General features: G+C 69.3%; 39 protein-coding genes. All 39 read left to right on the top strand.

Going from position 1 to position 26,204, the window contains the following annotated elements; all coding sequences use genetic code 11:
* Nucleotides 1–4: 4 nt before the first annotated feature.
* The 39 genes from AB0M87_RS02495 to AB0M87_RS02685 all read left to right on the top strand — a co-directional run bounded on the left by AB0M87_RS02495 (nt 5) and on the right by AB0M87_RS02685 (nt 26,196).
* Nucleotides 5–643, top strand: coding sequence for a hypothetical protein (locus AB0M87_RS02495; RefSeq protein ID WP_365849444.1), 639 nt, complete (start codon nt 5–7; stop codon nt 641–643).
* A complete protein-coding gene (locus tag AB0M87_RS02500; RefSeq protein WP_365849446.1) occupies nt 640–1,032 on the top strand; it encodes a hypothetical protein in 393 nt (130 codons plus the stop codon). The genes AB0M87_RS02495 and AB0M87_RS02500 overlap by 4 nt, the downstream gene beginning before the upstream one ends.
* A 115-nt stretch (nt 1,033–1,147) precedes the next feature.
* Nucleotides 1,148–1,453, top strand: coding sequence for a hypothetical protein (locus AB0M87_RS02505; protein ID WP_365849447.1), 306 nt, complete (start codon nt 1,148–1,150; stop codon nt 1,451–1,453).
* Nucleotides 1,454–1,574: 121 nt separating this feature from the next.
* Nucleotides 1,575–1,994: a hypothetical protein gene (locus AB0M87_RS02510; RefSeq protein ID WP_365849448.1), complete on the top strand. Its 420-nt coding sequence runs from the start codon at nt 1,575–1,577 to the stop codon at nt 1,992–1,994.
* Between the two features lie 77 nt (nt 1,995–2,071).
* Nucleotides 2,072–3,019, top strand: coding sequence for a helix-turn-helix domain-containing protein (locus AB0M87_RS02515; protein ID WP_365849449.1), 948 nt, complete (start codon nt 2,072–2,074; stop codon nt 3,017–3,019).
* On the top strand, nt 3,006–3,311 hold the full coding sequence (locus tag AB0M87_RS02520) for a hypothetical protein (RefSeq protein ID WP_365849450.1): 306 nt from the start codon (nt 3,006–3,008) through the stop codon (nt 3,309–3,311). Before AB0M87_RS02515 ends, AB0M87_RS02520 begins: the two co-directional genes overlap by 14 nt.
* A 6-nt stretch (nt 3,312–3,317) precedes the next feature.
* Nucleotides 3,318–3,944 (top strand): DUF6011 domain-containing protein, encoded by a 627-nt coding sequence (locus AB0M87_RS02525; protein WP_365849452.1) that lies wholly within the window; start codon nt 3,318–3,320, stop codon nt 3,942–3,944.
* On the top strand, nt 3,941–4,447 hold the full coding sequence (locus AB0M87_RS02530; protein ID WP_365849454.1) for a hypothetical protein: 507 nt from the start codon (nt 3,941–3,943) through the stop codon (nt 4,445–4,447). The genes AB0M87_RS02525 and AB0M87_RS02530 overlap by 4 nt, the downstream gene beginning before the upstream one ends.
* Nucleotides 4,444–4,605, top strand: coding sequence for a hypothetical protein (locus AB0M87_RS02535; RefSeq protein WP_365849456.1), 162 nt, complete (start codon nt 4,444–4,446; stop codon nt 4,603–4,605). The genes AB0M87_RS02530 and AB0M87_RS02535 overlap by 4 nt, the downstream gene beginning before the upstream one ends.
* 216 nt (nt 4,606–4,821) lie before the next feature.
* Nucleotides 4,822–5,280, top strand: a complete 459-nt coding sequence (locus tag AB0M87_RS02540; RefSeq protein ID WP_365849457.1) for a hypothetical protein — start codon at nt 4,822–4,824, stop codon at nt 5,278–5,280.
* Nucleotides 5,277–5,453, top strand: coding sequence for a hypothetical protein (locus AB0M87_RS02545; protein WP_365849458.1), 177 nt, complete (start codon nt 5,277–5,279; stop codon nt 5,451–5,453). Before AB0M87_RS02540 ends, AB0M87_RS02545 begins: the two co-directional genes overlap by 4 nt.
* Nucleotides 5,450–5,686: a hypothetical protein gene (locus AB0M87_RS02550; protein ID WP_365849460.1), complete on the top strand. Its 237-nt coding sequence runs from the start codon at nt 5,450–5,452 to the stop codon at nt 5,684–5,686. The genes AB0M87_RS02545 and AB0M87_RS02550 overlap by 4 nt, the downstream gene beginning before the upstream one ends.
* A gap of 62 nt (nt 5,687–5,748) precedes the next feature.
* A complete protein-coding gene (locus tag AB0M87_RS02555; protein ID WP_365849461.1) occupies nt 5,749–6,456 on the top strand; it encodes a hypothetical protein in 708 nt (235 codons plus the stop codon).
* 25 nt (nt 6,457–6,481) lie between these two features.
* A complete protein-coding gene (locus AB0M87_RS02560; RefSeq protein WP_365849462.1) occupies nt 6,482–6,706 on the top strand; it encodes a hypothetical protein in 225 nt (74 codons plus the stop codon).
* Between the two features lie 97 nt (nt 6,707–6,803).
* Nucleotides 6,804–6,962, top strand: a complete 159-nt coding sequence (locus AB0M87_RS02565; RefSeq protein WP_365849463.1) for a hypothetical protein — start codon at nt 6,804–6,806, stop codon at nt 6,960–6,962.
* Nucleotides 6,959–7,276, top strand: a complete 318-nt coding sequence (locus AB0M87_RS02570) for a hypothetical protein (protein WP_365849464.1) — start codon at nt 6,959–6,961, stop codon at nt 7,274–7,276. Before AB0M87_RS02565 ends, AB0M87_RS02570 begins: the two co-directional genes overlap by 4 nt.
* The gene (locus AB0M87_RS02575) at nt 7,273–8,088 is read left to right on the top strand and encodes a DUF2637 domain-containing protein (RefSeq protein WP_365849465.1); all 816 of its coding nucleotides are present in this window, start codon (nt 7,273–7,275) and stop codon (nt 8,086–8,088) included. Before AB0M87_RS02570 ends, AB0M87_RS02575 begins: the two co-directional genes overlap by 4 nt.
* On the top strand, nt 8,085–8,228 hold the full coding sequence (locus tag AB0M87_RS02580; RefSeq protein ID WP_365849466.1) for a hypothetical protein: 144 nt from the start codon (nt 8,085–8,087) through the stop codon (nt 8,226–8,228). Before AB0M87_RS02575 ends, AB0M87_RS02580 begins: the two co-directional genes overlap by 4 nt.
* 13 nt (nt 8,229–8,241) lie before the next feature.
* Nucleotides 8,242–8,748 carry a hypothetical protein gene (locus tag AB0M87_RS02585; protein ID WP_365849468.1) on the top strand — a complete coding sequence of 169 codons (507 nt, stop codon included), beginning with the start codon at nt 8,242–8,244 and terminating at the stop codon, nt 8,746–8,748.
* A gap of 581 nt (nt 8,749–9,329) precedes the next feature.
* Nucleotides 9,330–9,734: a DUF6221 family protein gene (locus tag AB0M87_RS02590; protein WP_365849470.1), complete on the top strand. Its 405-nt coding sequence runs from the start codon at nt 9,330–9,332 to the stop codon at nt 9,732–9,734.
* A 14-nt stretch (nt 9,735–9,748) separates the two neighbouring features.
* Nucleotides 9,749–9,928, top strand: coding sequence for a hypothetical protein (locus tag AB0M87_RS02595; RefSeq protein WP_365849471.1), 180 nt, complete (start codon nt 9,749–9,751; stop codon nt 9,926–9,928).
* Nucleotides 9,929–10,110: 182 nt separating this feature from the next.
* Complete coding sequence (locus tag AB0M87_RS02600) at nt 10,111–10,371, top strand: hypothetical protein (protein ID WP_365849473.1); 261 nt, start codon at nt 10,111–10,113, stop codon at nt 10,369–10,371.
* Nucleotides 10,372–10,443: 72 nt separating this feature from the next.
* Nucleotides 10,444–10,737, top strand: a complete 294-nt coding sequence (locus tag AB0M87_RS02605; RefSeq protein ID WP_365849474.1) for an HNH endonuclease — start codon at nt 10,444–10,446, stop codon at nt 10,735–10,737.
* Between the two features lie 178 nt (nt 10,738–10,915).
* Complete coding sequence (locus AB0M87_RS02610; protein ID WP_365849475.1) at nt 10,916–11,479, top strand: helix-turn-helix transcriptional regulator; 564 nt, start codon at nt 10,916–10,918, stop codon at nt 11,477–11,479.
* The gene (locus AB0M87_RS02615) at nt 11,442–12,998 is read left to right on the top strand and encodes a terminase (protein ID WP_365849476.1); all 1,557 of its coding nucleotides are present in this window, start codon (nt 11,442–11,444) and stop codon (nt 12,996–12,998) included. The genes AB0M87_RS02610 and AB0M87_RS02615 overlap by 38 nt, the downstream gene beginning before the upstream one ends.
* Before the next feature lie 12 nt (nt 12,999–13,010).
* A complete protein-coding gene (locus tag AB0M87_RS02620; protein WP_365849477.1) occupies nt 13,011–14,231 on the top strand; it encodes a phage portal protein in 1,221 nt (406 codons plus the stop codon).
* Nucleotides 14,228–14,902 (top strand): HK97 family phage prohead protease, encoded by a 675-nt coding sequence (locus AB0M87_RS02625; RefSeq protein WP_365849478.1) that lies wholly within the window; start codon nt 14,228–14,230, stop codon nt 14,900–14,902. Before AB0M87_RS02620 ends, AB0M87_RS02625 begins: the two co-directional genes overlap by 4 nt.
* A gap of 140 nt (nt 14,903–15,042) precedes the next feature.
* Nucleotides 15,043–16,437, top strand: coding sequence for a hypothetical protein (locus AB0M87_RS02630; RefSeq protein WP_365849479.1), 1,395 nt, complete (start codon nt 15,043–15,045; stop codon nt 16,435–16,437).
* Nucleotides 16,438–16,507: 70 nt separating this feature from the next.
* Nucleotides 16,508–16,756 (top strand): hypothetical protein, encoded by a 249-nt coding sequence (locus tag AB0M87_RS02635; protein ID WP_365849480.1) that lies wholly within the window; start codon nt 16,508–16,510, stop codon nt 16,754–16,756.
* A 1-nt stretch (nt 16,757) separates the two neighbouring features.
* Complete coding sequence (locus AB0M87_RS02640) at nt 16,758–17,363, top strand: phage gp6-like head-tail connector protein (protein ID WP_365849482.1); 606 nt, start codon at nt 16,758–16,760, stop codon at nt 17,361–17,363.
* A gap of 11 nt (nt 17,364–17,374) precedes the next feature.
* Nucleotides 17,375–17,824, top strand: a complete 450-nt coding sequence (locus AB0M87_RS02645) for a hypothetical protein (protein WP_365849483.1) — start codon at nt 17,375–17,377, stop codon at nt 17,822–17,824.
* Nucleotides 17,824–18,003 (top strand): hypothetical protein, encoded by a 180-nt coding sequence (locus tag AB0M87_RS02650; RefSeq protein WP_365849484.1) that lies wholly within the window; start codon nt 17,824–17,826, stop codon nt 18,001–18,003. The genes AB0M87_RS02645 and AB0M87_RS02650 overlap by 1 nt, the downstream gene beginning before the upstream one ends.
* Entirely contained in the window at nt 18,003–18,740 is a 738-nt protein-coding gene (locus AB0M87_RS02655; RefSeq protein ID WP_365849486.1) for a hypothetical protein, read from the top strand. The genes AB0M87_RS02650 and AB0M87_RS02655 overlap by 1 nt, the downstream gene beginning before the upstream one ends.
* A 6-nt stretch (nt 18,741–18,746) precedes the next feature.
* Nucleotides 18,747–19,157 (top strand): hypothetical protein, encoded by a 411-nt coding sequence (locus AB0M87_RS02660; protein WP_365849487.1) that lies wholly within the window; start codon nt 18,747–18,749, stop codon nt 19,155–19,157.
* A complete protein-coding gene (locus tag AB0M87_RS02665; protein ID WP_365849488.1) occupies nt 19,157–19,663 on the top strand; it encodes a hypothetical protein in 507 nt (168 codons plus the stop codon). Before AB0M87_RS02660 ends, AB0M87_RS02665 begins: the two co-directional genes overlap by 1 nt.
* 13 nt (nt 19,664–19,676) lie before the next feature.
* Complete coding sequence (locus tag AB0M87_RS02670; RefSeq protein ID WP_365849489.1) at nt 19,677–20,078, top strand: hypothetical protein; 402 nt, start codon at nt 19,677–19,679, stop codon at nt 20,076–20,078.
* Between the two features lie 23 nt (nt 20,079–20,101).
* Nucleotides 20,102–20,224, top strand: a complete 123-nt coding sequence (locus AB0M87_RS02675) for a hypothetical protein (RefSeq protein WP_365849490.1) — start codon at nt 20,102–20,104, stop codon at nt 20,222–20,224.
* A 21-nt stretch (nt 20,225–20,245) separates the two neighbouring features.
* Nucleotides 20,246–22,486, top strand: a complete 2,241-nt coding sequence (locus tag AB0M87_RS02680; protein WP_365849492.1) for a phage tail tape measure protein — start codon at nt 20,246–20,248, stop codon at nt 22,484–22,486.
* Nucleotides 22,483–26,196, top strand: a complete 3,714-nt coding sequence (locus AB0M87_RS02685) for a carbohydrate binding domain-containing protein (RefSeq protein ID WP_365849493.1) — start codon at nt 22,483–22,485, stop codon at nt 26,194–26,196. The genes AB0M87_RS02680 and AB0M87_RS02685 overlap by 4 nt, the downstream gene beginning before the upstream one ends.
* Nucleotides 26,197–26,204 lie beyond the last annotated feature (8 nt).

Below are 26,204 nucleotides of genomic sequence, written 5' to 3' on the forward strand. Positions count from 1 at the left end.
CACCGTGACCAGCCAGATTACCGACCCCACCACCGACCAGGACGACCGCGAACCCCGGCTTTCCGACCAACTGCCGGCCTTCGAAGCGCTCAGCGAGCTGACTCGCATGATCGGGCACCTTCCCGCCCCGTACGTCGTGGTCCACGCCAGTCGACCCTCAATCGGTCTTCAGCTCAATTCCCCTTCCAACCTCGAGGCCTGGCGGACTGCGCTCCAGATCCCCACCGACAGCGTGACGGTGAAATCCTCGGTAGCGGCGGGCCTCGTTTGGCTCCAGACCAGCACCGTGGTGCGTGGCGTACAGGTCAACCTGACCGGCCACGGCGTGGCTCTGGACCCGGCTATCGCTGAGGCGAGTCCGGCAGCCAGCCTGCTGCCCACCGGCGCCAATCTCCTGTCCGTGTCCAAGGTCGAGCACGGCCTGGTCGTCGCCTACGAGGCCGATGGCGATCTCCCGTACGGGGTCGACGCCTTCCGCCCGGCCACCGAGCACGACACCGACCCGAAGACCGGGGATGCCCTGGCGCCCGGCTCGATGGTCCTGGTCGACGGAGCTGGCGGCATGCTCCGCTACGACATCCCGCGGCTGATCCAGACGGCGGCCGGCTACCTGGCCCAGGTTGCAGCTGGCGGTGCGGCATGAGGTGCAGCGAGTCGCTGTTCGAGGACGGCGCGACGTACGGGGCCGAGCGTGTGCGTCGCATGGCTGCCGCCGACCCGGAGGAGAAGGACACCGCGGCTGCGGCGACGTCCACTCCCGAGACGTTCGTCTACCGGGCGGGCTACGTACACGAGACGATCCCGCTCGGCCTGTACACCAACGAGGCCGCGGCCCGCGCGCACTGCGAGGCCACGGTCAGCAGCGAGCACCCGGCGAGCGTCGCCCTCCTCTTCGACTGGATCGGTGAGGACGACGACCCCGAGGAGCCCAGAGAGCTCATCGTCCGCATCGGTGACGAGGAGACGACCACCGGCTACACGGTCACCCGGCTCGAGGTCGCCACCGCCTACGACCCGGACGCCGAGCTGTGACCGCCTCGATGTGGCTGGTCCTGCTGGCCCTGGCCGTCGCCGCCGCGATCGCCATCGCCTGGGTCTGCGACCACGAACTCTCCCGCACCGCCCGTCACCGCAAAGGACTCTGACAGTGCTGACCTTCGCTTCGGCCTGGCCCTTCTACATCGTCCTGCTGGTAGGCGTGACCGGCTGCCTCGCCTGGATCGCAGCGGCCTTCGCTCTGGTGGTCGTGCTGGTGCGCGGAATCTTCCGGCTCGTCGCCCGTCGGCGCCAGGCCCCGCCCGAGCCCGTCACGGAACCGGCGGACGACTGGCAGGCATTCGTCTACGAGCGGTGCCACACCACCAGCTGCGCCCACCTCGACAGACCGCACCAGGTGCAGGAAGACGGGTCGCTCGTCTGCCTCTCCTGCCACCACGTGGTCCCGGCGGCGTGAGCGGATCCACCGAGCCGTGCGGCACCTCCCGGATGCCGCACGGCCGCCAGCCCGGGCCGGCGCCCGGCCCGGGCTGGCCCACCCACCGAATCCCCACACCCGACCGGCAGGAGCCGACGTCATGACGACAGCAACGCGCCGCAGGCCGACCCCCGCTGATGTGGCCCGCATCGCGGGCGCACGGCACCGCGCCCAGGACCTCATCGCCCCGGCGGCGCCCGCCGCGCTCGGCGAGCCGTTCCGGCCCCTGTACGAGCGGGGCCTGGCCGACGCGCGTCTCCACCCGCACCACCACCTCGTCGGCCTGGTCCTCGCGACGCGCCTCTACCCGGACACCGGCCACCTGCTCGAGCAGCCGTTCCTCGAGGGCCTCGTGGCGGCTACCCGGCTGCGCACCCCGCAGGTCGTCGTGGCGCTGCAGACCCTCGAGTCGCGCGGCTGGATCCGCAAAGCGCACAGCGGGCCGTCCCGCTGGGAGACCACGTCCATCGAGCTGGCCATCCCCAGCGCGATCCTGCCGCGGCTCCTCAAGAAGAAGTGAACGCCTGCTGATTGACGGTCCGGGGCCGCTGCGCCCCGGACCACATCCCCACCCGCACCACAGTGAGAGAGAGCCCTGTGAGCACCAGCGACGGCCCTACGCAGAGCCCTCAGAACGCGTGGGTCAACCGCGTCCGTGACGAGGCCTTGCGGATGCGGCATCCCGCGGTCTCGAAGTGCTTCACCGTCGGCATGGTCATCGCCACGTACACGGATGAGGACGGCTCGAACGCATGGCCATCCCTCGAGACGATCTCGGCCATCGCCGGATGCTCTGATGAGACGGTCACCCGCTGCGTAAAGCTCCTCGTTGCGGTCGGCCTTCTGGCCCGTAAGCGCCGGCCGAACACGTCCGCGCTGTACCAGCTGCTGATCCCGTTGGAGCGGCCCAACTGGGAAGAGCACCTGCACCTCTACACCAAGACCCGGCAGGCGAGAGCGAAGCGGGAGAAGAAGGCCCGAGAGATCGCGGAAATGCTCGCCGCCCGGACACCGACGCAGGACGGTTCCCGGAAACCGTTCCCAACCGAGGTTCCGGGAACCGTTCCCGCCGGGTGTTCCGAGCCACCCGGAGACCGACGCAGGACGGTACCGGACACCGACGCAGGACGGGTTCCGGAAACCGTTCCCGCCGGGGGGGACCAACCCAACCACCTCTACGAGGCGGACCAGCCCCCCGACCATGCCCCGCCTGGCGCTGTACCTCAGCCACAGGTGGTGGCGGCTTCGGCCGTCGCAGATTTTTCCCCAGAAGGCAAGGCAGCAGGACCAGCTCTGCACACCGTGCCGACCTCGCCGGGCAGCCGTGGACGAGACACCAGCGGTGGCCAGCAGCCGTTACTGCTGGCCGTCCGTATCCCGCCTCACGTCGACGAGGACACCGCGCAGCTGCGCGCCACCGCCACCCCGGAGATCATCCGCCGCGCCATCACCGAGCTCGGCCAGGGCGAGGCCATCGCCCGCTACGGCTGGCGCCTCGTCAACCCGCACATCGCTCAGGAAGGAGAAGCCCGTGCAGCTCAGTAACCACGACGTCAGCAACTGCCGCAGCTGCCACGCCCCGATCCGGTGGACCCTCACCACGGCCAACGGTAAGCGCCAGCCCGTCAACGCCAGCCCCGACCCGCTGGGCAACCTCGCGGTGTCACGGGGCGCCGACGGACTGCTGTACTCGCGCGGCCTGACGAAGGAGCACCCGGAGCCGAAGGCAGCCGAGTGGAAGGCCATGCCGCACCACGCGACCTGTCCGGCCCCGCCTAGGCGCTCGAGCACCCCGCGGCGCCGAACGGGTGTACGGCCCGTGCCGTGGCAGAGGTGACCGGCCGTGCAGCTGCTCATGGACCAGTTCGCTGCCGAGGAGTGGCCCGACGGCACGTTCGGCGGGGCCCGCACCGTCCGCGGTGTGCGGTCCGCGCCGATCAAGGCACACCTCGACCCGAACGCTGCTGCACACGTCGCCGAGCTCAGCGCCGCCCTTGGCCTGCCCTTGTACCTACGACGAAAGGCCCAGGCCATGACGACGCTGCCGGACGGGCACTACGCAGTCCTTGACCCGAGCAACCCCGACGCAATGACGTACTGGCGCTCAAAGAACGGCCGTCTCATAGCCTGGCCCGCGAAGGCATGGCACGGCCCCGCCCGCCCGCTCCGGCGTGACGCACCCGTCGATCACGCCGAACGGATCGCGTGGATGCGTGCCTGGCACGAGTCGTACCGGGTCTGGCTGCAGACGCTACACATGGCTCTCCAAACCGATCCGGGCAGCGCGCGGCGCAGGTTCGCCGACCTCACCGTCCGGTGCTGCCAGTGCGGCCGGCCCCTGAGAGACGACACCTCCAAGGTCATCGGCATCGGCCCCGACTGCCGCGGCGGCCTCAGCCCCGAAGCCCTGGCCGCCCTCTTCATGCCGCCTGTCGCGGCCGCACACGCAGCCTCGCTCAGCCAGCCGTGACGATCGCGGCCCTGCGCGCCCTCATCGATGAGGAGCTGCCCGACGTCATCCGCCACCCCGCTCCCCGTATCCACCCCAGCACCAAGGAGAAACCCGTGATCCCCGCCCCACGAGCACCACACGCCGCAGCCCCGCCCAGCCCACAGCCACAGCCCATACCCGTGGGACAGCTCCTCGCCTGGGCCGCAGCACACCCGGACCGCACCATCCGCGACCACGCAGACAAGGCACACACCAGCCTCGAGAAGCTGCGCATCCGCCACGAGGACGACACCGAACTGGCCCGCGTCGACACCGAAGCCGCCGAGCTCGAGGAGCGCCTGGCCGCGCTCCGTACCCGGCGGGCAGAGCTCAAGCCGAAGAAGGCCGGCCGCGTACGGGACTACGAGCCCACCGAAGTCCGCACCTGGGCCCGGGCCCAGGGCATCGACGTCCCCATGCGCGGCCAGGTGCCGAAGCAGCTCCTCGACATGTGGCGCCGCCGGAACGAGGTCCAGTCGTGACCGAGCTGCTCCGCTTCCCCCAGCTCGCCATCGCTTGCCCGCTGTGCCACGCCCACGCCGGGCAGCTCTGCACCAGCCACGGCGGTACCCGCACCCGCAAGTCCGACACCCACCAGGTCCGCACCGCCGCCTACCGCGCCACCTCGAAGGAGTCCTGATGGACGACCGCTGCGAAGACTGCTCTACCTCGTACTGCCGCGATTGCGGCCGGCACTACTGCTGCGAGCCCTGCCCCTGCGGGCGCTCCCACAACTGCCCCTGCGAGTGCGACGCCCACGACCGCCGAATGACCTACGCCGACTAACAGCACGCACGGTCGGGCCCGCGGCAATCGGGCCCGGCCACCCACCCACGATCACACGAGGAGACCCACAGTGGCTCAGCCCCTGCCCCACACCCCGTACATCACCGCCGTCGTCGACGACCTCACCAAGGCCGGCCTGGAGCCTGACGCCTGGTGGGCGTCGGATGCGGAGATCGACCCCTACGCGACCGGCGATGACGCTGGTTGCACCACGATGCTGTCCGCCGTCATCAGATGGGGCGACATCGCGATCGACGAGGACGACGAGACCGGCGAGGACGGCCTGTTCCTCTTCTGGGAGCACCCCGCCGAGCAGTGGCAGTGGGCCCGCCCGCGGTCCGAGGGCGGCAATACCGAGCCCGAATTCTTGCCGAAGCTCGGCCTCTACTCCGACCCGGACGCCGTCGTCAGCACGGTCCGCGCGCTGCTCGCCGACGAGCCGCTACCCGAGGGCTACGCCCCGTACTGGCACCCCGCGGACAGCATGCGCGCGGCTGTCGAGGCATGGACCACCGGGGACCAGTCGTGATGTGGCTGTACGGCGTCGGCATCTGGTTCGCTGCGGCGCTCTCCGTCGGCGCCTTCTTCCTCGCAGGCGCCTGGAACCGAGACCGGCTCGCCCGCCGCGCCGCCGCCGTGGAGGCAGAGCTGCTCGCCCGCCCGACCATGACCTACCTGCCGCGTGCGGAGACCCGACGATGACCGAGCAGCAGATCCCGCAGGAAGCCGCCGCCGCACTCCGCGCCGCGATGGTCGCGTACGTCGATGCCGTCAACGCGGCCATGCGCCCCATCGTCGCCGAAGCCGCCCGCATTGCTCAGGCGATCACCGAAGCCGCCCGCAACGCCAAGCAGTCGCAATACGCCCTCGCACCGCCCCCCGACCGGCCCGCATGGCAGTCCCCGCACGGCCCTGCCCACACCCGCCGCAAGTAGGAGCAGCCCCGACAGCCAACACCCGCTTGATCCTCTGCCCCATCGCGCCACCAGGAGCCGCCGTGAACGACCTGACCGACACCAGCCGCCAGTGCGGCCTGTGCGAACACGACGCCAACGGCGGCCACCTGTGCAGCACGTGCAGCCGCAAGACCGGCGAGCGCCTGGCCGAGCTGCCCGGCCTGTACCGGGAGCTCGCCGAGCACCTCGCGCCGCGGTCCTCCGGCGGCCACGGCCGCACGGCGGCCGCCGTGTACGCCCCGCTGCCCGTCGCCGAGCTGCCACTGAACATGCGCGGCCCCGGCGGCATGGTCGGCATCACCGAGGACTGGCTGAGCGCCGTGCACGAAGAACGACACCTGCCCGCCCCCACCCGCACCGGCTCCGTAGAGCAGCGCCTGCGGGTGGCGGCCGCCGGCCTCGGCAGCAACATGCCGTGGATATCGATCAGCTGGCCGCTGGCCGGAGCATTCGCCGAGGAGATCCGCGAGCTCCACGACGCGGCGGCCGCCGTCATCAACCCACCCGAGCGGCCGGACCGCGGCATGCGCCTGGGCCAGTGCCCCGCCGTCACCGACGCGGACGGGCTGATCTGCCGGGCCGTTCTGCGCCTCTTCCCCGGCGAGCGGATCGTCTGGTGCCGGTCCTGTGGCTGCGCCTACCCGCCAGCCATGTGGCCCGGGCTGAAGGTGCTGATCGACCACGACGCTGCTGAGCCATCAACGGCAGCTGGGATCTGGCGTGTTGAGGGCAGCGAGCTTGCCATATAACCCTGGGTTCGATACGGTGCGAGGGATGGAAGCGAAACCCTGGCGCGACCGGGTACGCGAGGAAGACGAGCTGGTGAGACAGCTTCAACTCCTCGTCTCCGAGTCCGCCACACGGCGAGCACAAGCACTACGCGAAGGCGTAGCCGAACTCGGGACCATCGCCGATGTCGCCCGAGACCTCGGCAAGAGCTGGAACGCCATCGACAAGGCACTCAAGAAACAGCACGCCAAGACCAGCACAACCGAATAGAAGCGGGGCCGGACGACAGCTCCCGGGTGGTGAGACACCCGAGGCGCGCGCGTCGCCCGACCCCTTCACCGAACACCTGACTAGACCAGGAGTCGGCATGCCCGATCTTTCCATGCGTGCAGCCGTGCGCACAGACCAGCCCAGCCGGCGCCTCATCGCCGTCGGCATCATCCGCCGCCACGGCGGCCGCACCACCACGGTGCGCGCCACCCGGGACGGCGTGACCGGCAGCATCACCTCGGGTGGCGCCCGATGAGCGACACCACCCAGCCCGTGTACGGCGCGGCCGCCGAGGAGCTCCGCAAGGACCTCACCCCGACCGCCGACGTCCGGACTCTCCTCGTCACCATCGCGGACAAGCTGACCGGCCACGACCCCGCCGGCCCCATGCTCGAGCTCACCCGCCTCGCCCTGGCAATCGTCTTCACCCAGCGCCACCACCGGGACATGGACCAGGCCGCGGCCACCGAACGCCAGCTGCTCGCCGCCGCACCCCGCATCGAGCGAGACATCACCCGCGGCGAATACGCCCTGATCCTCCGCAAGATCGCCGCCGGAGGTGAGGTGTGACGCGCTGGAACGCCCCGCAGAGCCTCGCAGCAGGAGCAACGGTCGTCACCGTGGCGCTCACCGGCGCCGCGTTCTGGCTCAGCTACGAGCACCTCCACGACGTCGCCGAGGGCAACGGACTCGACAGCGCCCGGGCCTGGGCCTGGCCCGCGACCGTCGACCTGTTCATCGTGGCCGGCGAACTCCTCATCCTGCGGGCCTCACTGCGCCAGCGCGTCGACTGGTGGGCCATCACGCTCGCCGCAGTCGGCTCGCTCGGCTCCATCGCCCTGAACGTCGCCGGGGTCGGTACCAACGCTCAGGCGATGGAATACATCGTCGCCGCGGTACCACCCTCGGCCGCCCTCATCGCGTTCGGCGCGCTCATGCGCCAGGTGCACGAGCACCTCGCGTCACGCACTGAGGAGGTGGCACCCGACGAGACGCCGGCCCTGCCGATCGCGCCGGACGAGGTGACCACCACAGCCACCCTGGAACGCGACGCACCCGATCCCGAGCAGGTGGTCATCCCGTCCATCACCGAGCCGCAGTGGCAGCCCCTCGTCTGGCCGCCGATGGAAGCCCTCGGCGACCACATCCCGCCCCGGGAGCTGACCAGCACCATGGCCGCCGCCGAGCCCCGCCAGGTGGTCACCGTCCCGGTCACGATCACCCCGTCTGAACTGCGGAAACAAGCCAGAAAGCTGAACCGGGAGATGGTCGCCACCACCGGGAAACCGGTGACCATCGAGCGGCTCCGCGAGGAATACAGCCTCTCCCGCCGCGACGCCACCGAGCTGCGCCGCGCCATCGTCGACGGGAGCCGGTCATGAACGGTCTGCTCTTCCCGCTCGCAGCGCTCACCGCGCTGCTCGGTCTCTGCGCAGCAGCGCTTCCTGACGTCCCGCGTATCACCGGGACCGTCGCGTTCATCGTCACCCTCGCGGCCTTCGGGCTCGCCATCCTCCGCTGAGGACACACCACCCATGAACTACGTCACCTACGGCGGCGTGACCGTCGGTCTCTGCCTCCTGGTCCACCAGCTCATCACCTGGTACCCCGGCCGCAAGGCCCTGATGAAGGACCCCACCCGCCACGCGGCGACCATCGCCCCGTTCGTCGCCTCCTGGGCGTACGGCGTCCTCACGACCCTCGGCGTCGGCGGTCTCGTCGGACTGGCCTCCAGCGCAACCCTCGGGCTGTCGAACTGGCTCGGGGATGCCGCCCTCGTCTGGGGCGTCGGAGGGCACGTCGGACAGATGGCCGCACGCGCCACCTTCGAGCCTCTCTCCGGCCCCGGAGTCGCGGTGGTCCTGATCCTCACGATCGCCCTTCTCGCGGCCGTCAAGAAGTCGCGGTACGGCTCAGAGCTGAAGCGCGGCGCGTGGTGCGGAATCTGCCTCGGCACCTCCGCAGGTGTCGCCGGGTTCGCTGCGGTGCCCCTCGCGGTGGCCGCGAACTGGCTCGGCGAGAACGTCTACGGGGCGTTCTGATGGCGAAGGAGAAGGCGCAGGAGGAAGCACCTGAGCCGAGCCGCGCGGCCGGCGGCTGCCTCCTCGCAGTCCTAGGTGCCAGTGCGGCGGCAGCAGTCTTCGCAGCCTCCACCACAGCCGGTGTCCTCGCGCTCTGGGCAGTCGGCGCACTCCTCCTGTGGCGAGCCGCACGACGCCGGGTGCCCGATTCGTCCGCCACTCCCCCACCGCCCCCCGCCCGCCCCTCCGGTGACGTTTACGCAGATGAGACGCCCGTCGTCGACCGAGTCGAGCGGGGCCCAGAAGGGGTTATGTGCATCATCCATCCAGTCCGTCAGGAGGTGAACGACGGATGATCCGACACCTGTTGACCGCCCTCGGCTACGAGTACTGCCCCACATGCGGATGGTGGTCCAAGCCCGCCTGCGGCCACTAACCCTGCTGCGCCCCGCCGCGAACACCGCGGCGGGGCCGGCTCTTGTCAGACGCCGCCGCTACCGTGGCCACACCAGCCCAGCTACCAATGGGGATTGCTGCTGACGCTGCCGCAACGCCCCGTCCACAGAGTCCCGGACGGGGCGCACCTGCGAGAGGATCCACCCATGACCACAGACTTGGTGCAGTTCCTGCGCGACCGGTACGACGAGGACGAAGAGCTGGCCCGGCAATCGGCTGAGGCCGGGCCGCTCGCAACTTGGGACCGAAACGCAGACATACTGCTGGGACTGTCCCTGAAGAACCGGCGGCGGTGGGCCGCCCAGGGCGTGGCCTCTGCCTTCGATGGCGCCGCAGAGGCGCACGCTGCCCGCCATGACCCGGCCCGCGTTCTCGCCGAGATCGAAGCGAAGCGGCGCATCGTGGATGCCTACGCAGAGGTCGCGGACAACGACATCGACGAGCCCTACGAGTACGCCTACGGCTGGGCCAACGGCCTCGGGGCCGCAGTGCGCCTCCTCGCCCTGCCCTACGCCGACCACCCGGAGTACCGCGAGGAGTGGCGGCCGTAGGCGACCATGGAGCCATGACAGCCCCGCTCCTCGTCGACCCCTACGCCGCGTCAGCAGCCACCGGAATCAAGCCCGGCACCATCCGCCAATGGCTACGCCGCGGACACCTCACCCACCACGGCTACGACCAGGCCGGCCGCGCCCTCGTCGACCTCAACGAGCTGCAGGCACGCACCGCAGCAATGGCAGCTTGACCAGGCCAGTCACGCGGTGTAACACTCGGGGCACGTCCAGCGTGCCCACCCGCTGATCACGACACCAGGCCCCGCCACTATCGACCGGGCCTGCGCCATGTCACAGGACCGTCACACGCCTTCACTCGACCTCCACGACCTGGCACCGTGGCCTCACACGCCACAACCAGGGGGGCAGCATCATGGGCTTCATCAACGACGCCAAGGCCAACGAGGCCACCAGGACCGCGCAAGCCGCGTACCAGGAAGGCCGCCACGTCCTCACGTTCAAGATCATTGAGGCGTCGTCCTCCAGCCGCAGCACCGGGATCATGTCCGGCGTCGGCGAGCAGATCGAGGCCATCGAAGGCCAGGGCTGGATGCTCACCAACATGACGGCCGCGACGGGCAAGGCACTCTCGGGCGACCGCACCGCACTCATCTGCTTGTTCCGCCGCCGCTGACCGAGCAGCCCCACATCACCGGCCCGGCCCGCGCCCAGCGCAGCCGGGCCGACGCACGTCCAGGAGGTAACCGTGGCTGGCCGTGCCGACCTCACCAGCTACGCCTACCGCACGGTGCGCGCCCGTGTCCTCGCCGAGTCCGACGTGTGCATCGTCTGCGGGCACGGTGCAGCCGACGCGGTCGACCACATCCACCCCGTCGCCAAGGGCGGAGCCAAGACCGACCCAGACAACCTCGCGCCCATCCACGGCGTGGCCGGCTGCCCCGTCTGCCTCCGCAAGTGCAACAGCGAGAAGGGCACCCGGTCCCTGGCCGAGGTGGCACAGCTGACGACCAGCGTCGACTGGTTCGCCGGCCCTACATAAGCAGAGGTCAGAGCCTTGGATTCGATCGAACCAGATTGATCAGATCCAAATGATCTGAGATCTTCCAGGATTTTTAGAAATCGGACATATCGCAACCCCACGACCAGCTTTCATTTTTCTCTCCCCGGCCCCGAACCAGCCCCCGCGATGATCGCGGGCCCGAAGGGAGTCCGCCGTCATGGCATCCCGCGCCCTCCAGCTCGGCGACGCTGGCACCCACCTCGCCCAGGCCGTCGCTGATCTCCGGCATGCCCGGGGGTGGGATCAGCGCACCCTCGCCGCCCACCTGACCGAGGCCGGCCGTCCGGCAAGCAGCTCTGTCATCGGCAAGATCGAGGGCGGCACGCGACGCGTCGACGTCGACGACCTGGTCGCGCTCGGCTCCGTGTTCGCTGTCGACCCCGCCCGCTTGCTCCCCGCCGCCGCCGAGCCCCACGCCCGGGCCGAGCTCCCTGAGCAGCCGGACCCGTTCGAGGCCGCGTCCGCGCCCGGCCCTGTGCGGTCCCGGCTTCTCGACGACCTCGCCGCGCTCGGTGACCTGGAGGAGCTCGACGGCCTGGCGCCGACCCTCGCCGCGGCCGCCGTGCGCCTGGCGCAAGAGATCGACGCACCGGTCAGTCTGGGCAACTCGCTGCCCGGCATGGTCAAAGAGCTGCGGGCGGTGGTGAAGGAACTGCGCTCGCTGGGGCCAGAAGGGCCGGACGATGACGACGACCTCGGAGACCTGGCGAGCCCCGACTGAGTTCGCCGACGACCTGCTCGAGCGGTACGGGCTGACCTGCCCGCCGCGGTGGGGAACCCCGCGGCGGCCGGACTACCCCACGCTCGGCGGCAAGGTCGCCGTGATCATGCAGCGTCTTGGCTTCACCCCGATGCCGTGGCAGCGCTACGTCTGGGACGTCGCCCTCGAGATCGACCCAGTCACCCGTGTGTTCGCCTACCGGGACGTCGGCCTGTCCGTTCCCCGTCAGCAGGGCAAGACGCAGGGCCTGCTCGCCGTGAAGGTCCACCGGGCCTCCGCATACAAGCGCCAGCGGATCATCTACGCCGCACAGACCCGGGCCATGGCCAGGGAGCGGTGGGAAGACGAGTTCTGGGCGACGATCGAAGCGTCCCGGCTGGTCCGCCAGTTCGTCATCCGCAAGGCCAACGCCCACGAGGCGATCATCCACAAGGTGACCCGATCCCGGATCGGCATCACCGCGAACACCGAACAGGCCGGCCACGGTCCGCCCCTCGACCTCGGCATGATCGACGAGGCGTTCGCCCATCCGGACGACAGGCTGGAGCAGGCCTTCAGCCCCGCCATGCTGACCCGGCCCATGGCCCAGCTGTGGTGGGCGTCCGCCGGCGGCACGGAGAAGTCCGTGTTCCTCAACAAGAAGCGGAAGGCCGGCCGCGCCATGATCGAGCAGCTCTTCGAGACCGGTGTTCATCCGCGGAACTGCTACTTCGAATGGTTCGCTCCCGACGACATGGACCGTGCGGACCCGGCGACCTGGCGGGCGACGCTGCCCGCCATCGGCTACACGGTGACCGAGGAGACCATTCAGGCAGAGCTCGACAAGCTGGATCCAGCGGAGTTCGACCGTGCCTACCTCAACCGCACGCGCAAGGCGGCCCCGCCCACGGACCCGAACGTGCCCAAGGAGCGGTGGCCGAAGCTGGTCGACGCCAGCAGCCGTCCGGTGCCCGCCGCCGTCGCGCTCGCCATCGATGTGTCCCAGAAACGGGACTGGTCGACGATCGCCGTGGCATCGATGCGCGAGGACGGCCGCGTACATCACGAGGTCGTCGCTCACCGCCCCGGTACGGACTGGGTGGTACCCGCCCTGGTGCGGCTGAAGAGGCTGTGGAACCCGATCGCCATCGCGGTCCCCTCGTCCGGGGCACCGGCCGGATCACTCATCGACGACCTGGTGGCGGCCGGCATCGACGTGCCGAAGAGAAACGGCAAGGGCAGATCCAAGCCCGCACGCGGCGACCTCGCAATCCTGCGCACCACGGACGCCGTTGAAGCCTGCGCCCAGATGGCCGACGCGATGCGCCAGGACAGCGGCCGCCACATTGATCAGGTCCCGCTCACCGCGGCGGTCAACGGCGCCCGGACCAGGCGCGTGGGCGACGCCTGGACGCTGGACCGTACGGCCTCGCTGACCAACGTGTCCCCGCTGTGCGCGGTCACCTGGGCGCGCTGGGCGCTCGTGACACGGCTGCCCATCGTGATCGACGACTACGACATCGCGGACTCGTTCGCGTGAGAGGGGGCGGCCGTGGGCGTCGGGGCATCGCTGAAGCGGATGTTCACCCGTGACGCGAACATCGTCACCGCCGAGGATCTGCTGAATCTGGCCCGCGAGGGACGGCTCGGCGGCAAGAGCATCCACGTCACCAACGACACCGCGCTGCGGCACTCCGCGGTGTGGGCGGCCCTGCGCCTGCGGGCCGACCTGGTGTCGATGATGCCCATCGACGTGTACCGCCAGGTGCAGGGCCTGCAGGTGGAAGTACCCAAGCCACCCGTCCTGGTCAGCCCGGGCGGATCCGAGGTCGGAATCAAGGAGTGGATGTACTCCACCGAGTTCGACCTGGACCGGGCCGGGAACTGCTTCGGGATCATCACCGAGCGCTCCGGCGTCATCGGCCCGGACGGGCGTGGCCTGCCCGGCCGTGTCGACCTGGTGGAGCTCGGCCAGGTCACCGTCCGCGCCAACGGGTCGCAGATCAAGAAGTTCAAGATCAGCGGCAAGGAGTACGACCCATGGGAGGTGTGGCACGAGAAGCAGTACACCGTCGCCGGGTTCCCGCTCGGCCTGTCCCCAGTGGCGTATGCGGCCTGGACGATCGAGGAGTCCCTGAACGCCCAGCAGTTCGCCCGGGACTGGTTCGGCGCGGGCATCATCCCCTCAGGCACGCTGAAGAACGTCAACAAGACGATCGACAAGAAGAACGCCCGGGAGGCCAAGCAGGCGTTCAGGGCGGCCGTCTCCAACGGGGACGTCTTCGTGCATGGCGCCGACTGGGAGTACAAGCCGATCCAGGCGGTGGCGCAGCAGGCGCAGTTCATCGAGGCCCGCCAGTTCGGCATGGGGGACATCGCCCGTTTCTTCGGCGTGCCCGGTGACCTGATCGACGCCGCGGTGTCGGGCAGCAGCGTCACCTACGCCAACATCTCCCAGCGCAACCTGCAGTTCCTCATCATGAATCTGGGGCCGGCCGTGGGCCGCCGGGAGGACGCCTTCAGCCGGAAGCTCGTGTCGAACCCGCGCTACGTGAAGCTCAACACGGATGCGCTGCTGCGCATGGACCCTTCAGCTCGCTCGCTGATGCTCAAGACGCAGATCGACTCGCGCATGCTGGCCCCGTCCGAGGCCCGCGCCCTCCAGGACCGCCCGCCCTTCACCGAGGACCAGCTCGCCGAGTTCGACCGGCTGTTCGGCTCGCGGTCCGTCCCCGCCCAGCCCACGACCGCCGTACCGGGAGCATCGTCATGACTGCCATCACGCTCGCCGCGGCCGCGGCTGAACGAGCCCACAACGTCCGGCAGCGCGCCGACCGGCCCTCGCAGCGCCGTTGCGATGAGCGGGCAGGATCCCGCGCCACGGTGCGTGCCGCCCTGTCCGGTGTCGAGGTACGTGAGGCCGGTGACGGCGGAACGCTCGAGTTCCTGGGGCACGCCTCGGTGTACGAGCAGGCGTACGAGATGTGGGACATGTTCGGCCCGTACACGGAGATCGTCACGGAGGGGTCGGGCACCGAGTCGCTGGCCCGCGCCGACCTCGATGTGCCGCTGGTTCTGGGGCACGACCAACTGCGCCGCATGGCCCGCACCACCACCGGCACGCTGCTGCTCGCTGAGGACGACACCGGCCTGTCCGTACGCGCGCCCGCTCTAGATCCGTCTGATCACGACGTGGCGTACATCGCGCCGAAGCTGCGGGCCGGGCTGATCGACGAGATGTCGTTCGCGTTCCGTATCGAGTCGGGCCAGTGGTCCCCGGACTACACCGAGTACCGCATCAACCGGTACGACATCCACCGCGGCGACGTCGCGATCGTCGGGTACGGCGCCAACCCGTACACCGGGGCGAGCATGCGGCAGCCCGCGGCCGCGCCGGCGAATAGCCGGGCCCGTGCGCTCCTTGAGATTGCTCTCGCCCGCTAACTCCCTGATCTTCCCGCCGCTCGGCGGGAGTTACTGCCCTGCGCTCTACGCGCACGAGCCCACCCGGCGTCAAGGCCTCGGGTGGCCGTCTGACCTGGACACGGGGCGTCTGGAATCCACCGACCAAGGAAGGCAGAGCTATGACGCTCGCCGAACTGATCGCCCAGGCGCGCACCGCGCTCGGAACAGCGATCACCACCCGCCAGCAGGAGCAGGACGCACTCGTGGCGCTCCGCTCCGACGAGAACCTGACCGAGGAGGCTGTCACCGCGCAGGTCGCGCGACGTGACGCTGCGGACGCCGAGGTCACTCGCCGCCAGGAGGCCCTTGAGGGCCTGGAGGCCGAGCAGGTCCGAGAGGACGAGGTCGCCGCGCTGCAGGCGCGCACGACTCCGGCCGCCACCCGTGGCCCGGCCTATGACCGGGTTGCCCGCGTCGGCACCGAGGAGCGCACCTACCGGCCCGACGAGGACCGGCGCGGCTCCACCTTCGAGCGGGACGTCGCTGCGGCGTTCCTCGGCGATTACGAGGCCCAGGGCCGGCTGTCCCGGCACATGCAGGAAGAGCGCGTGGAGCGCGGCGACCAGATCGAGGCGCGTGCGGCCGGTACGGGCGCGTTCTCGGGCCTGGTGGTGCCGCAGTACCTCACCGACCTGTACGCCCCGGCTGCGGCCGCACGGCGCCCGTTCGCGGACGCCATCCGGCCGCATGACCTGCCCGCGCAGGGCATGACGGTCAATCTGTCCCGTATCACCACGTCGACGTCCGTGGACGTGCAGTCGTCGGAGAACGCCGCCGTCGACGAGCAGGACATCGACGACACGCTGATGACGATCGATGTGCAGACCAACGCGGGCCAGCAGACGCTGTCCCGGCAGGCCACCGAGCGCGGCAGCGGTGTGGAGCCTGTCGTGTTGGACGACCTTTTCCGCCGCTACTCGACGTCGCTGGACTCCAAGCTGCTCAACCAGGCCACCAACGGCCTGACCAACGTGGCCACCGCCGTCGCCTACACCGACACCACGCCGACCGCAGTCGAGTTCTACCCGAAGGTTCTGGAAGGCCTGTCCGGGGTCGAGGCCGCGCTGCTGGACATGGCGTCCGGCGAGAACATCGCGGTCATGCACTCGCGCCGCTGGTACTGGATGCAGAACGCGCTGTCGTCGACGTGGCCGCTCATCAGCCAGCCCGGCATCGCCGCGCAGATGGCCGGCACCAACATGGCCACCACCTATGGCAGCGGTGTGCGCGGCACGCTGCCCAACGGCACTCCGGTCATTGTCGACAACAACATCGGCACGGCCTACGGTGCGGGCACTGACGAGGATGAGGTCTACCTCGCGGACCGCAACGAGTGCCACCTGTGGGAAGACCCCAACGCCCCGATGTACATCCGGGCGGAGCAGCCCAAGCTGGCCAACCTCGGCGTCCTGATGGTCGTGTACGGCTACTTCGCGTACACCCACGCCCGCTACACCCAGGCCCGCAAGATCAGCGGCACCGGCCTGGTGACGCCGACCTTCACCGGCGCCTGATCCGCACTGCGGGGGTCGGCCACGACTCCGGTCGACCCCCGCAGTCCATTCCTTCACTCAGGAGCGAGCAGTGAGCGAACCGCAGGAACCCCGGACGGAAGACACGATGATCGCCGCGCTGCTGCGCGAGCGCGTGGGCCTGGCCCAGCGCGGCCTCAAGGATCGCGTCGCCCAGGTCGACGAGCAGCTCAAGCTACGCGGCTACAAGCCGCAGCGTGGCCGCCAGCAGAAGCCGGCCGAGGCGCAGAAGCAGCCCGAGACAGAGCAGCGGTCCGAGCCGCCGAAGGGCCGCCAGCAGCCCACTGCCGAGAAGGCGTGAGGTGGCCAACGAATACGGCGACCTCGCCACGCTCAAGAAGAAGCTGAGCATCGAGGCCGACGACGACACCCGCGACGATCTGCTCACATCAGCGCTCTCGGCTGCGTCACGGGCCATCGACCGGACGACCGGGCGCCGCTTCTGGTTGGACGCCGCAGCAACGGCGCGCACCTACCGGCTGCACGCCCGAATCGTGTCCGAGGACGACGGCCAGGTCCTCCTGGTCGACGACATCGGCGACTCCACCGATATGACAGTGGAGAGCGCATCGACGGGCGGCGGTACGTACACGGCCATCTCCGGCTTCTACGAGACGACCCCCGACAACGCCCTGGCCGACGGGAACCCCATCACCGGCCTGCTGCGGCCGAACAGCATCTGGGGCACGTCCTTCACCCGCATCCGGGTCACCGCGAAGTTCGGATGGCCGGCCGTCCCGGAGGACGTCACCGAAGCGGCCCTCATCCAGGCCACGCGGCTGTACAAGCGCAAGAACTCCCCCGAGGGCATCATCGGCTCGGCCGAGTGGGGCGTGCGCAATCTGTCCCGCCGGGACCCGGACGTGTGGAACCTGATCGAGCCGTACATCCTGCCCGGCTTCGGATAAAGGGGGCGGTCATGCAGATTTCCCTGGTGCGGGACGCCATCGCTGACGCGGCCACCGCCGTGGTCCTGCCTGCTGGCATCGGGAAGCTGACGTGCTCCGGTTTCACTCCGGACTCGGTCGTTGCCCCGCACTTCTTCGTCGCCGAGTACACACAGGACTTCGACAAGGCCATGCGGCGGGCCCTGGACGAGCTGGAGTTCACCTGCCGCGTCCTGGTTTCTCGCGCCGATGACCGTGCTTCCCAGCGGGTCCTGGACGGCATGCTGTCCGGCTCCGGCAGCGCGTCGCTGAAGGTGGCGATCGAGGCCGCGCGGGGAGCGCCCGGCGAGTTCGCGCTCGGGGGCCTGGCGCACGACCTGCACGTGATGCGTATGCAGGGCTACCGCTGGTACGAGCACGAGGGCGCCCAGTACGTGGGCGCGGAACTGATCGTGAAGGTCATCGGAGATGGGAAGAGCTGATGCGGATCCGCATGCTCGAGCAGATGCCGCCCGGCGCCCTCAGGAACGGGCAGCCGTGGCCGGCCAAAGGGAAAACCGAAGACGTCCTGACTGGTGAGGCCCTGCACCTGGTGGCCTCCGGGATCGCCGAGTCTGTCCAGGCTCCGCGCCGTTCCAAGGCCAGGAAGGAGGACACCTGATGGGCGGCTTCGTGCTGACGAACGTCCGGCTGTTCACCGGCGGCGCCGACCTGACCAGCGCCTCCAACAAGGTGGAGCTCACCTCGAAGGTGGAGGAGAAGGAGACCACCAACTACGGCTCGCAGGGCTACAAGGAGCTGCTCGGCGGTCTCGCCTCGGCCGAGATCCAAGGTGAGGGCCAGTGGGAGGCCGGCGACCCCGGCCTCGTCGACGACGCCTCGTGGGCGCAACTGGGCGGGCTGGGTGCCTGGTCCGTCGGCCCGGACGGTGCCGCCGTCGGCAATCTGGCCTACTTCACGAAGGCGTTGCGGTGCGACTACAAGCTCGGTGACGCGGTCGGCGAGATCGCCCCGTGGACGAGCAGCGGCAAGAGCTCCTGGCCGTTGGTCCGGGGCCAGTTCGCCCATCCGCCGGGCATCGCCCGCACCGCGGACGGCACCGGCACCGGGGTGAACGTGGGGACCGTGGCCGCGGGCAAGCGGCTGTACGCGGCGCTGCACGTCGTGTCGGTGTCGGGCACTGCCTCGCCCACGCTCACGGCCCGGGTGGAGTCCAGTGCGGACGACACCTTCGCCAGCCCGACCACCCGGCTCACGTTCACCGCGGCGAGCGCCGGGGGCGGGGAGATCCTGCGCACCGACTCCACCGCCATCACGGATGCCTGGTGGCGGGTCGCCTGGACCATCACGGGCACCAGCCCGTCTTTCCTGTTCGCTTCAACCCTAGGGATCTGGTGATCACCCATGCCGAAGATGGTTCTCCTCGCCGAGTACGTCGCGCTGAACGGCACTGACCTGTCCGACTACACCAAGAAGGGGGAGCTGACCACGAAGGTCGAGGAGAAGGACGTCACGACCTACGGGTCGCAGGGCTGGAAGGAGCTCCTGGGCGGGCTGAAGTCCGGCGAGCTCGGCCTCGACTTCCTGCAGGACGTCGCCGCGTCCGCCCTCGACTCGATCATGTGGCCGCTGCTCGGCACCGTGGTCACCTTCGAGGTCCGCGCCGACAACGCCGCCGTCAGTGCCTCCAACCCGAGCTACACCGGCAGTGTCCTGATCAACGGGTGGAACCCGATCCAGGGCTCCGTCGGCGACGAGGCGACCTCGGGCGTCAGCTATCCCACGTCGGGGGCTGTGGCCCGGGCGACGGCCTGATGGCCGACGGGCCGCCGTTCGAGGTGCGCGCCACGCACGAGGGCCTGGACCAGCTCGCACGGGCGCTCAAAGCCGAGGAGGACGGCAAGCAGCTGCGTAAGGAGCTGGCCGCGAACCTGCGTGCGGCCCTCAAGCCCGGGGCCGATCAGGCCAAGGGCTCCATCATGGGCATGGTCTCCCTGCACGGCAGCACCCAGCCCGCGCTGCGCTCAGCGATCGCGAAGAAGATCCGGCCCGAGGTGAAGCTCGGCGGACGCTGGACCGGCGCACGGGTGAAGGCCTTCAAGACCAAGAACGTGCGCGGCTTCCCCAACGCACCCAAGCGCACCAACAGCTCACGCGGCTGGCGCCACCCGGTGTGGGGCAACCGGGAGAACTGGGTGCAGCAACGCGGAAAGATCGAGTGGTTCGACCGGGCGTTCCAGGGCCGTCAGGACATCTACAAGCAGGCCGTTCACGCGGCCATGGAAGACATGGCCCGGCGCATCGCCAGCCGGGTCAGATAAGGAGGAGACGGCCGTGTTTCTGGTCTACCAGCCCGAAGGGGCTGACGAGCCGCAGCGGTTCCCGTACAAGCCGCAGAAGCTGATGAGTGTCGAGCGTGAAGCCCTCGAGCGGCGCTCGCACATGGACTTCGCGGACTTCACCAAGGGCGTCCTCAACGGCAACGCCGTGTGCCGGCGCGCACTGCTGTGGGTGCTCCTCAAGCGGGAGCACCCCACACTGAAGTACGAGGACGTCGACTTCGCGTGGGATGAGCTGAAGCTGGAGTACTCCAAGCAGGAGTACGAGCTGATGCGCTCCAACCTGATCGAGTCCGGTGAGGCGACACCCGAGCAGGTCGACCAGATCAACCGGGAGATCGCCACCGCGATCGACGAGGCGACCGAGGGAAAAGCCCTGCCGCCGATCGCCGTCTGAGGCAGCTCGGCAACGCCGCCCACTTGCTCCACGTCCGCCCCTGGGAATGGGCGCGGCTCACCGTCGAAGAAGCCGACGCGCTCCTCGGCTGGCTGGACGAGTACAACCGGCAGATCGACGAAGCCCAAGCGCGACTCGACAACTGAACATCCGGGAGGTGATTCCCCGTGGCGTCGGACACCTCTCTGGTTTTCAACCTGGTGGCCCGCGACCGTGCCAGCGAACAACTCGGCTCGATGAAGGAGAAGTTCTCCGCGGCCGGAACTGCCATCGGCGCAGCCCTCGGTGTGGGCCTGGGCGCCTCGTTCGTGTCCTCCATGGACGTGGAGGCCGCCAACGACAAGCTCGCCGCTCAGCTGGGCGTTGGGCAAGCCGAGGCCGCGAACCTGGCGAAGGTCTCCGCCAACGTCTACAAGGACGCCTGGGGCGAGTCGACCGAAGACGTCAACGACGCGATCCGCGGCGTGTACCAGAACATCGGTGACACCTCCAAGGCCCAGGGCGGCCTGCAGGGCGTCACGGAGAAGGTGATCGCCCTGCGCGACACCTTCGACCAGGACCTGGGCGGGGTGACCGCGGCGGTCGGCCAGATGATGAAGACCGGCCTGGCCAAGAACGCCGACGAGGCCATGGACATCGTCACCGCCGGCTTCCAGAAAGGCGTCAACAAGGCCGACGACTTCCTGGACACGCTGAACGAATACGGCGTGCAGTTCCACTCTCTGGGGCTGAACGGGCAGCAGGCCACCGGGCTGCTGTCCCAGGGCCTCAAGGGCGGCGCCAGTAACGCGGACCTGGTCGCCGACAGCCTCAAAGAGTTCGGCATCCGGGCACGGGACATCAACTCCACCGCCCCGGCCGGGTTCAAGGCGATCGGCCTGAACGCCAAGCAGATGGCCGCAGACGTAGCGGCCGGCGGCCCGAAAGCCACCGCGGCACTGCAGAAGACCCTGGACGCCCTGCGTAAGTACCCCAACAACTCCAAGAAGGCAGGCATCGCCGCCGCGCTCTTCGGCACCCAGTCCGAGGACATGCAGAAGGCGCTGATGTCCCTGGACCCGGCGCACGCCGTGCAGTCACTGGGCAAGGTCAGCGGGGCCGCTGACCGCATGGCCAAGACCGTCGGGGACAACCCGAAGGCAGCACTGGAGTCCTTCCAGCGGTCCGCCGAGGTGGCAACCACCCAGGCGGCAGGCAAGTTCATCAACTTCGCGATGAAGAACCAGGCGATCTTCAAGCCGCTCGCGGGGATCCTCGCCGGCGTCGCGGTCGCCGTCCTGGCCGTGTCCGCCGCACAGAAGGTCTACGCCGCCTACACCGCCGTCGCGTCCGCCGCCCAGACCATCTGGAACGCCGAGATCTGGGCGTCCACCGCGGCGCTGCTGGCCAACCCGATGACGTGGATTGTCATCGGCATCATCGCCCTGATCGCGGTGATCGTGCTGATCGCGACCAAGACCCAATGGTTCCAGCAGCTCTGGACCATCGTGTGGGGCGCGATCAAGACCGCCGCCCTCGCCGTATGGGCCTTCCTGAAGACCGCGTTCACGACGTACATCAACTTCTACCTCACGCTGTGGAACACCGTGTCCGGGGCTCTCAAGGCGGCCTGGACCGCCACATGGAACGCGCTCAAAACGGCCGCTTCCGCCGTCTGGGGCGCCATCAAGGCAGTCGTCATGCTGCAGATCAACGCCGTGAAGACGGTCATCACCACCGTGATGAACGGCATCAAGGCCGTGGTCTCCAAGGTGTGGAGCTGGATCAAGAGTTTCATCGGGATCCAGGTCACCGCCGTGAGGATGGCCATCTCGAAGCTGTCCGCGATCGCCGGGCAGGTCGGCGGCTACTTCCAGCACATGAAGGACGCCGCCGTCGGCAAGGTGTCCTCGCTGATCTCCTTCGTTCGCGGCATCGGAGGGAAGGTCCGGGGCGCTATCGGGAACCTCGGCGGGCTCCTGAAGGGCGTGGGCCGCTCGATCATCCAGGGCCTGATCAACGGGGTCACCGGGATGATCGGCTCACTGAAGCAACGGTTCTCCTCGATCACGAACATGATCCCCGACTGGAAGGGGCCCATGACGCTGGACCTCAAGCTGCTCACCCCGTCCGGGCAGGCCCTCATGGGCGGCCTCATGACGGGCATCGACAGCCAGCTGCCCGCCCTGCACGCCCAACTGACCGGCGTCACCAAGAGCGTCACCGACGACGTCAAGCCGACCGTCGCCGGGCTAACGCCGGCGAACATAGCGCCGCCGACCGCCACCAGCGGGCAGGCGCCCGTCCGTGTCGTCATCGACGTGACCGGCGCCGAGGGCCCGTTCAAGACGTTCATTCAGAGCATGGTGCGGGTCGACGGGCAGGGCTCGGTACAGAAGACGTTCGGACAGGGGAGGGCAGTGGCGTGACATTCACCGGCGGGGAGATCGACGTTAGCGCCGAGCTGCAGATCGACGGGGTGTGGACGGACGAAAAGGACTACCTCTACACCCGCACCCCGATCGCCATCACCTACGGCCGCTCCGACGAGGGGACAGCTGTCACCCCGGCGTCCTGCACCCTCACCCTGAACAACCGGGACGGCCGGTTCTCCAACCGCAACCCGATGTCGCCGCTGTTCGGGAAGATCGGCCGGAACACGCCGCTGCGGATCACGGTGCCCGGACCGTCGTACCTGGCCACCAGCCCCGACGCGACCGGCGCGTCCACCCCGGACACATCCGCCCTGGACATCACCGGGGACCTCGACATCCGCATCGAGGCCACCGCCGACTGGTACGCCCCTAACGCTCAGATGCTGGTCAGTAAGTACCTCGGCGACGGGGACCAGCGGTCATGGCTGCTGTGCCTCAACGCCGGGACCATTCACTTCGAGTTCAGTGACGACGGCACGTTCGCCGGACTCTCATTCACAGCTCGAGATCTGCCTGCTCTGCCGGCGCGGGCAGCGCTGCGCGCTGTGCTCGACGTCGACAACGGGGCCGGCTGGGACATCACGTTCTTCTGGGCCGAGTCGATCGCCGGGCCCTGGACGCAGATCGAGGAACCTTCAGGTCTCACCGGGGCCACCAGCGTCTTCGCGAGCACAGCACCAGTGGCCATCGGGCAGGCGTCAGGGGAGATCCTGGACCTGGACGGGAAGGTCCATGCGCTGGAGATCCGCGACGGGGGCGACGGGACTGTGGTCGCCAACCCCGACTTCACCGAGCAGACTGCGGGCGATACCTCGTTCACCGATGCTGCGGGCCGCGTGTGGACGCTGACCGGTGCGGCGATCTCCGACCGGTGGATCCGGTTGACGACTGAGGTCCCGCAGTGGCCGCAGGCCTGGGACACCTCGGGTGAGGACCGGTGGACGTCGGTGACCGGGGCCGGTGTGATGCGCCGTCTCGGGCAGGGCGCGAAATCCCTCGACAGCACGCTGCGTCGCCGTATCCCGTCGGCCACTGGGCTGCTGGCGTACTGGCCGATGGAGGAAGACCGGGAAGCATCCGAGCAGGCGTTCAGCCCGGTGCCCGGCGTGTCCCCACTGAAGCTCACCGGGGTGGACTGGGCAGCTAACGACGCGTTGGGCGGGTCCTCGCCGCTGCCCACGTTGAAGAACCCGGCGACGATGTCCGCGCCGGTCCCCTCGACGAGCACCGCCGGGTGGCAGGTCGAAATGGTGTACCTGCTGCCCACGATGCCGACCACACAGACGGAGATCCTCCGGGTCGCCGTGGGCGGTGCGACGATGCACACCGCGATCGTCTACGCGTCCACCGCGGGTATCAAGATCGCAGCCCTTGACGTCGACGGCGCGGAAATCTTGTCCTTCACGTACACCGACGCCGGTGCTCTCGCCGCGTTCGTCGGCATATGGAACCGGATCGCGATCTTCACTGGCGACGCCGGCGGTGGGCGTACCAGGCTGCAGGCCACCTGGCGCGACGTAGCAACCGACACCAGGTACTACGCCAGTACGAACCCCATCACAACCCAGGGGCACGTCACCTCGGTGGTGGGGCGGTGGGGTGCCGGCACTGAGGGAATGTCGATCGGGCACCTCGCCGTGTTCGACACCGCGGGCGACGGAGTATCAGGCGACCTGCCCACGACGAGCATCTTCGAGGGCGCCGACGACGGGTTCGCCGGGGAGACTGCCCTGGACCGCATCAGGCGGGTAACCACCGAAGAGAGCCTGCTGCACCGGACCACGGATGGGGACCTGACGGTCACCTCGGTCCAGATGGGGGCGCAGAAACCGGCGAAGCTGCTGGACATCCTGCAGGACTGCGCGGACGCCGACCGGGGGATCCTCTTCGAGGACCGCGAGCAGCTCGGAATCCGCTACCGGGACCGGTCATCTTTGTACAACCAGGCGCCGCGGCTCATCCTCGACTACACGGCGTCGGGTGAGATCGGCCCGCCGCTGGCCCCGGTTGAGGATGACCAGCATCTGCGGAACGACGTCACGGTGACCCGCCAGGGCGGCAGCTCGGGCCGGTATGTGGAGACCGAGGGCCCGCTGTCTGTGCAGGCACCGCCGGACGGTGTCGGCACGTATGACGAGTCGACGACGATGAACTTGTTCGACGACGACCAGCCGATCCAGCAGGCCGCGTGGTCGGTGCATATGGGCACGTGGGATGAGGCCCGCTACCCGACGGTGCGGGTCATGCTCCACGCAGCCCCGCACCTGATCGATGACGTCCTGGCCCTCGAGGTCGGCGACACGATCCGCATCATCAACCTGCCGGACTGGCTGCCGCCGGGCCCGGTCGATCTGATGGTGCAGGGCGTGTCCGAGCAGATCGGCCCGTACACCTGGGACGTCACCTTCAACTGCACCCCCGCCAGACCGTGGACGGTGGGGATCGTGGCGCCGGAAGACGGGACGGAGCCTGCACCGCTGCGCGCGGACACCGCCGGGTCCGAGCTGGCGGGTGCGGTGTCGTCAACGGACACGGTCCTGCCGGTGGCCACGACGGACGGCCCAGCGTGGATCACCGCCGCACCGAACATGATCCCCGACCCCGGATTCGAGGACGGTACCGGCGACTGGGCAGGAACCCGCGGGACAGGCAACGCTGTAGTCACCCACGAAACAGACATCGTCCACACCGGCACAGGGGCGCTGCGTATCACCCGCGTGCACCCCACGGACACCGGGACGATGAACATCAGCGACGGGTCCTATGTGGCCGCCGCCGGGCAGACGTGGGCGGGCCGGGCATGGGTGTACGCCGGCCAGAATACGGCGGGCCCGCAGGCTATGCGCGTCGCGGTCGTGTGGGAGGACAGCGCGGGCACGGACACGTACATGTACGGCACTGCGGTGACCGTCCAGCCCGGAGAATGGCACCTCCTCACCGTGTCCGCGGTCCTGCCCGCCGGTGCGGCGTCCGCCCGCCTGAATGTCGAGGGCCGCTCCGGGTGGACGGTCGGCCAGTACTGGATCGCTGACGATGTGCGCCTCGCCAACACGGACCTGGTCGACGACGACTACCAGGATGATCTGCCCTTCGACATCACCGTCGGCGGGGAAGTGATGACCGTCCAGGGCATCGGCGCCCGCGCCATGAACGCCAACCCGCGGCTTGCAACGGATCTCACCGGGTGGGGCGGCGAAGGGGGCGCGACGGTCGCACGGGTCACCACCCCGGTACCGCCGGGAGCGGTGGCCTCACTGAAGATCACCCCGGACGGTGTCACCACCGTGGGCGGCGGCGTCAACACGACAGGCGCCGAGCAGGTCACCCCCGGCCAGGAGTACCACCTGAGCATGTGGGCCTACGCCGCAAACGGCATGGCCGACATCCAGATCGCCTGCCACTGGTTCACCGCGTCAGCCTTCCTGTCCTCGTCGGCTGTGGCGGTCGGCGTTGTGCTCCCGGCCGGGGTGTGGAAGCAGTTCACCGCGACGTATACGGCACCTGCCGGGGCGGTGTTCGTGCGGGCCCGCGCGAACCACCGGGCGAAGCCTGGCTCAACCGCTGTTTGGTACGCGACGGATATCCGTGTCGACGCGGTCGGCGAGCAAGCGTTCACCGTGGCCCGCTCCGTCAACGGCATTGCCAAAGCCCAAACCGCGGGCACAGACGTCCGTCTGGCCACCCCGACGATCGCAGCGCTCTGAGGAGGCCC

It is taken from the genome of Streptomyces sp. NPDC051320, assembly GCF_040682175.1.
In the GTDB taxonomy this organism is placed as follows: Bacteria; Actinomycetota; Actinomycetes; order Streptomycetales; family Streptomycetaceae; genus Streptomyces.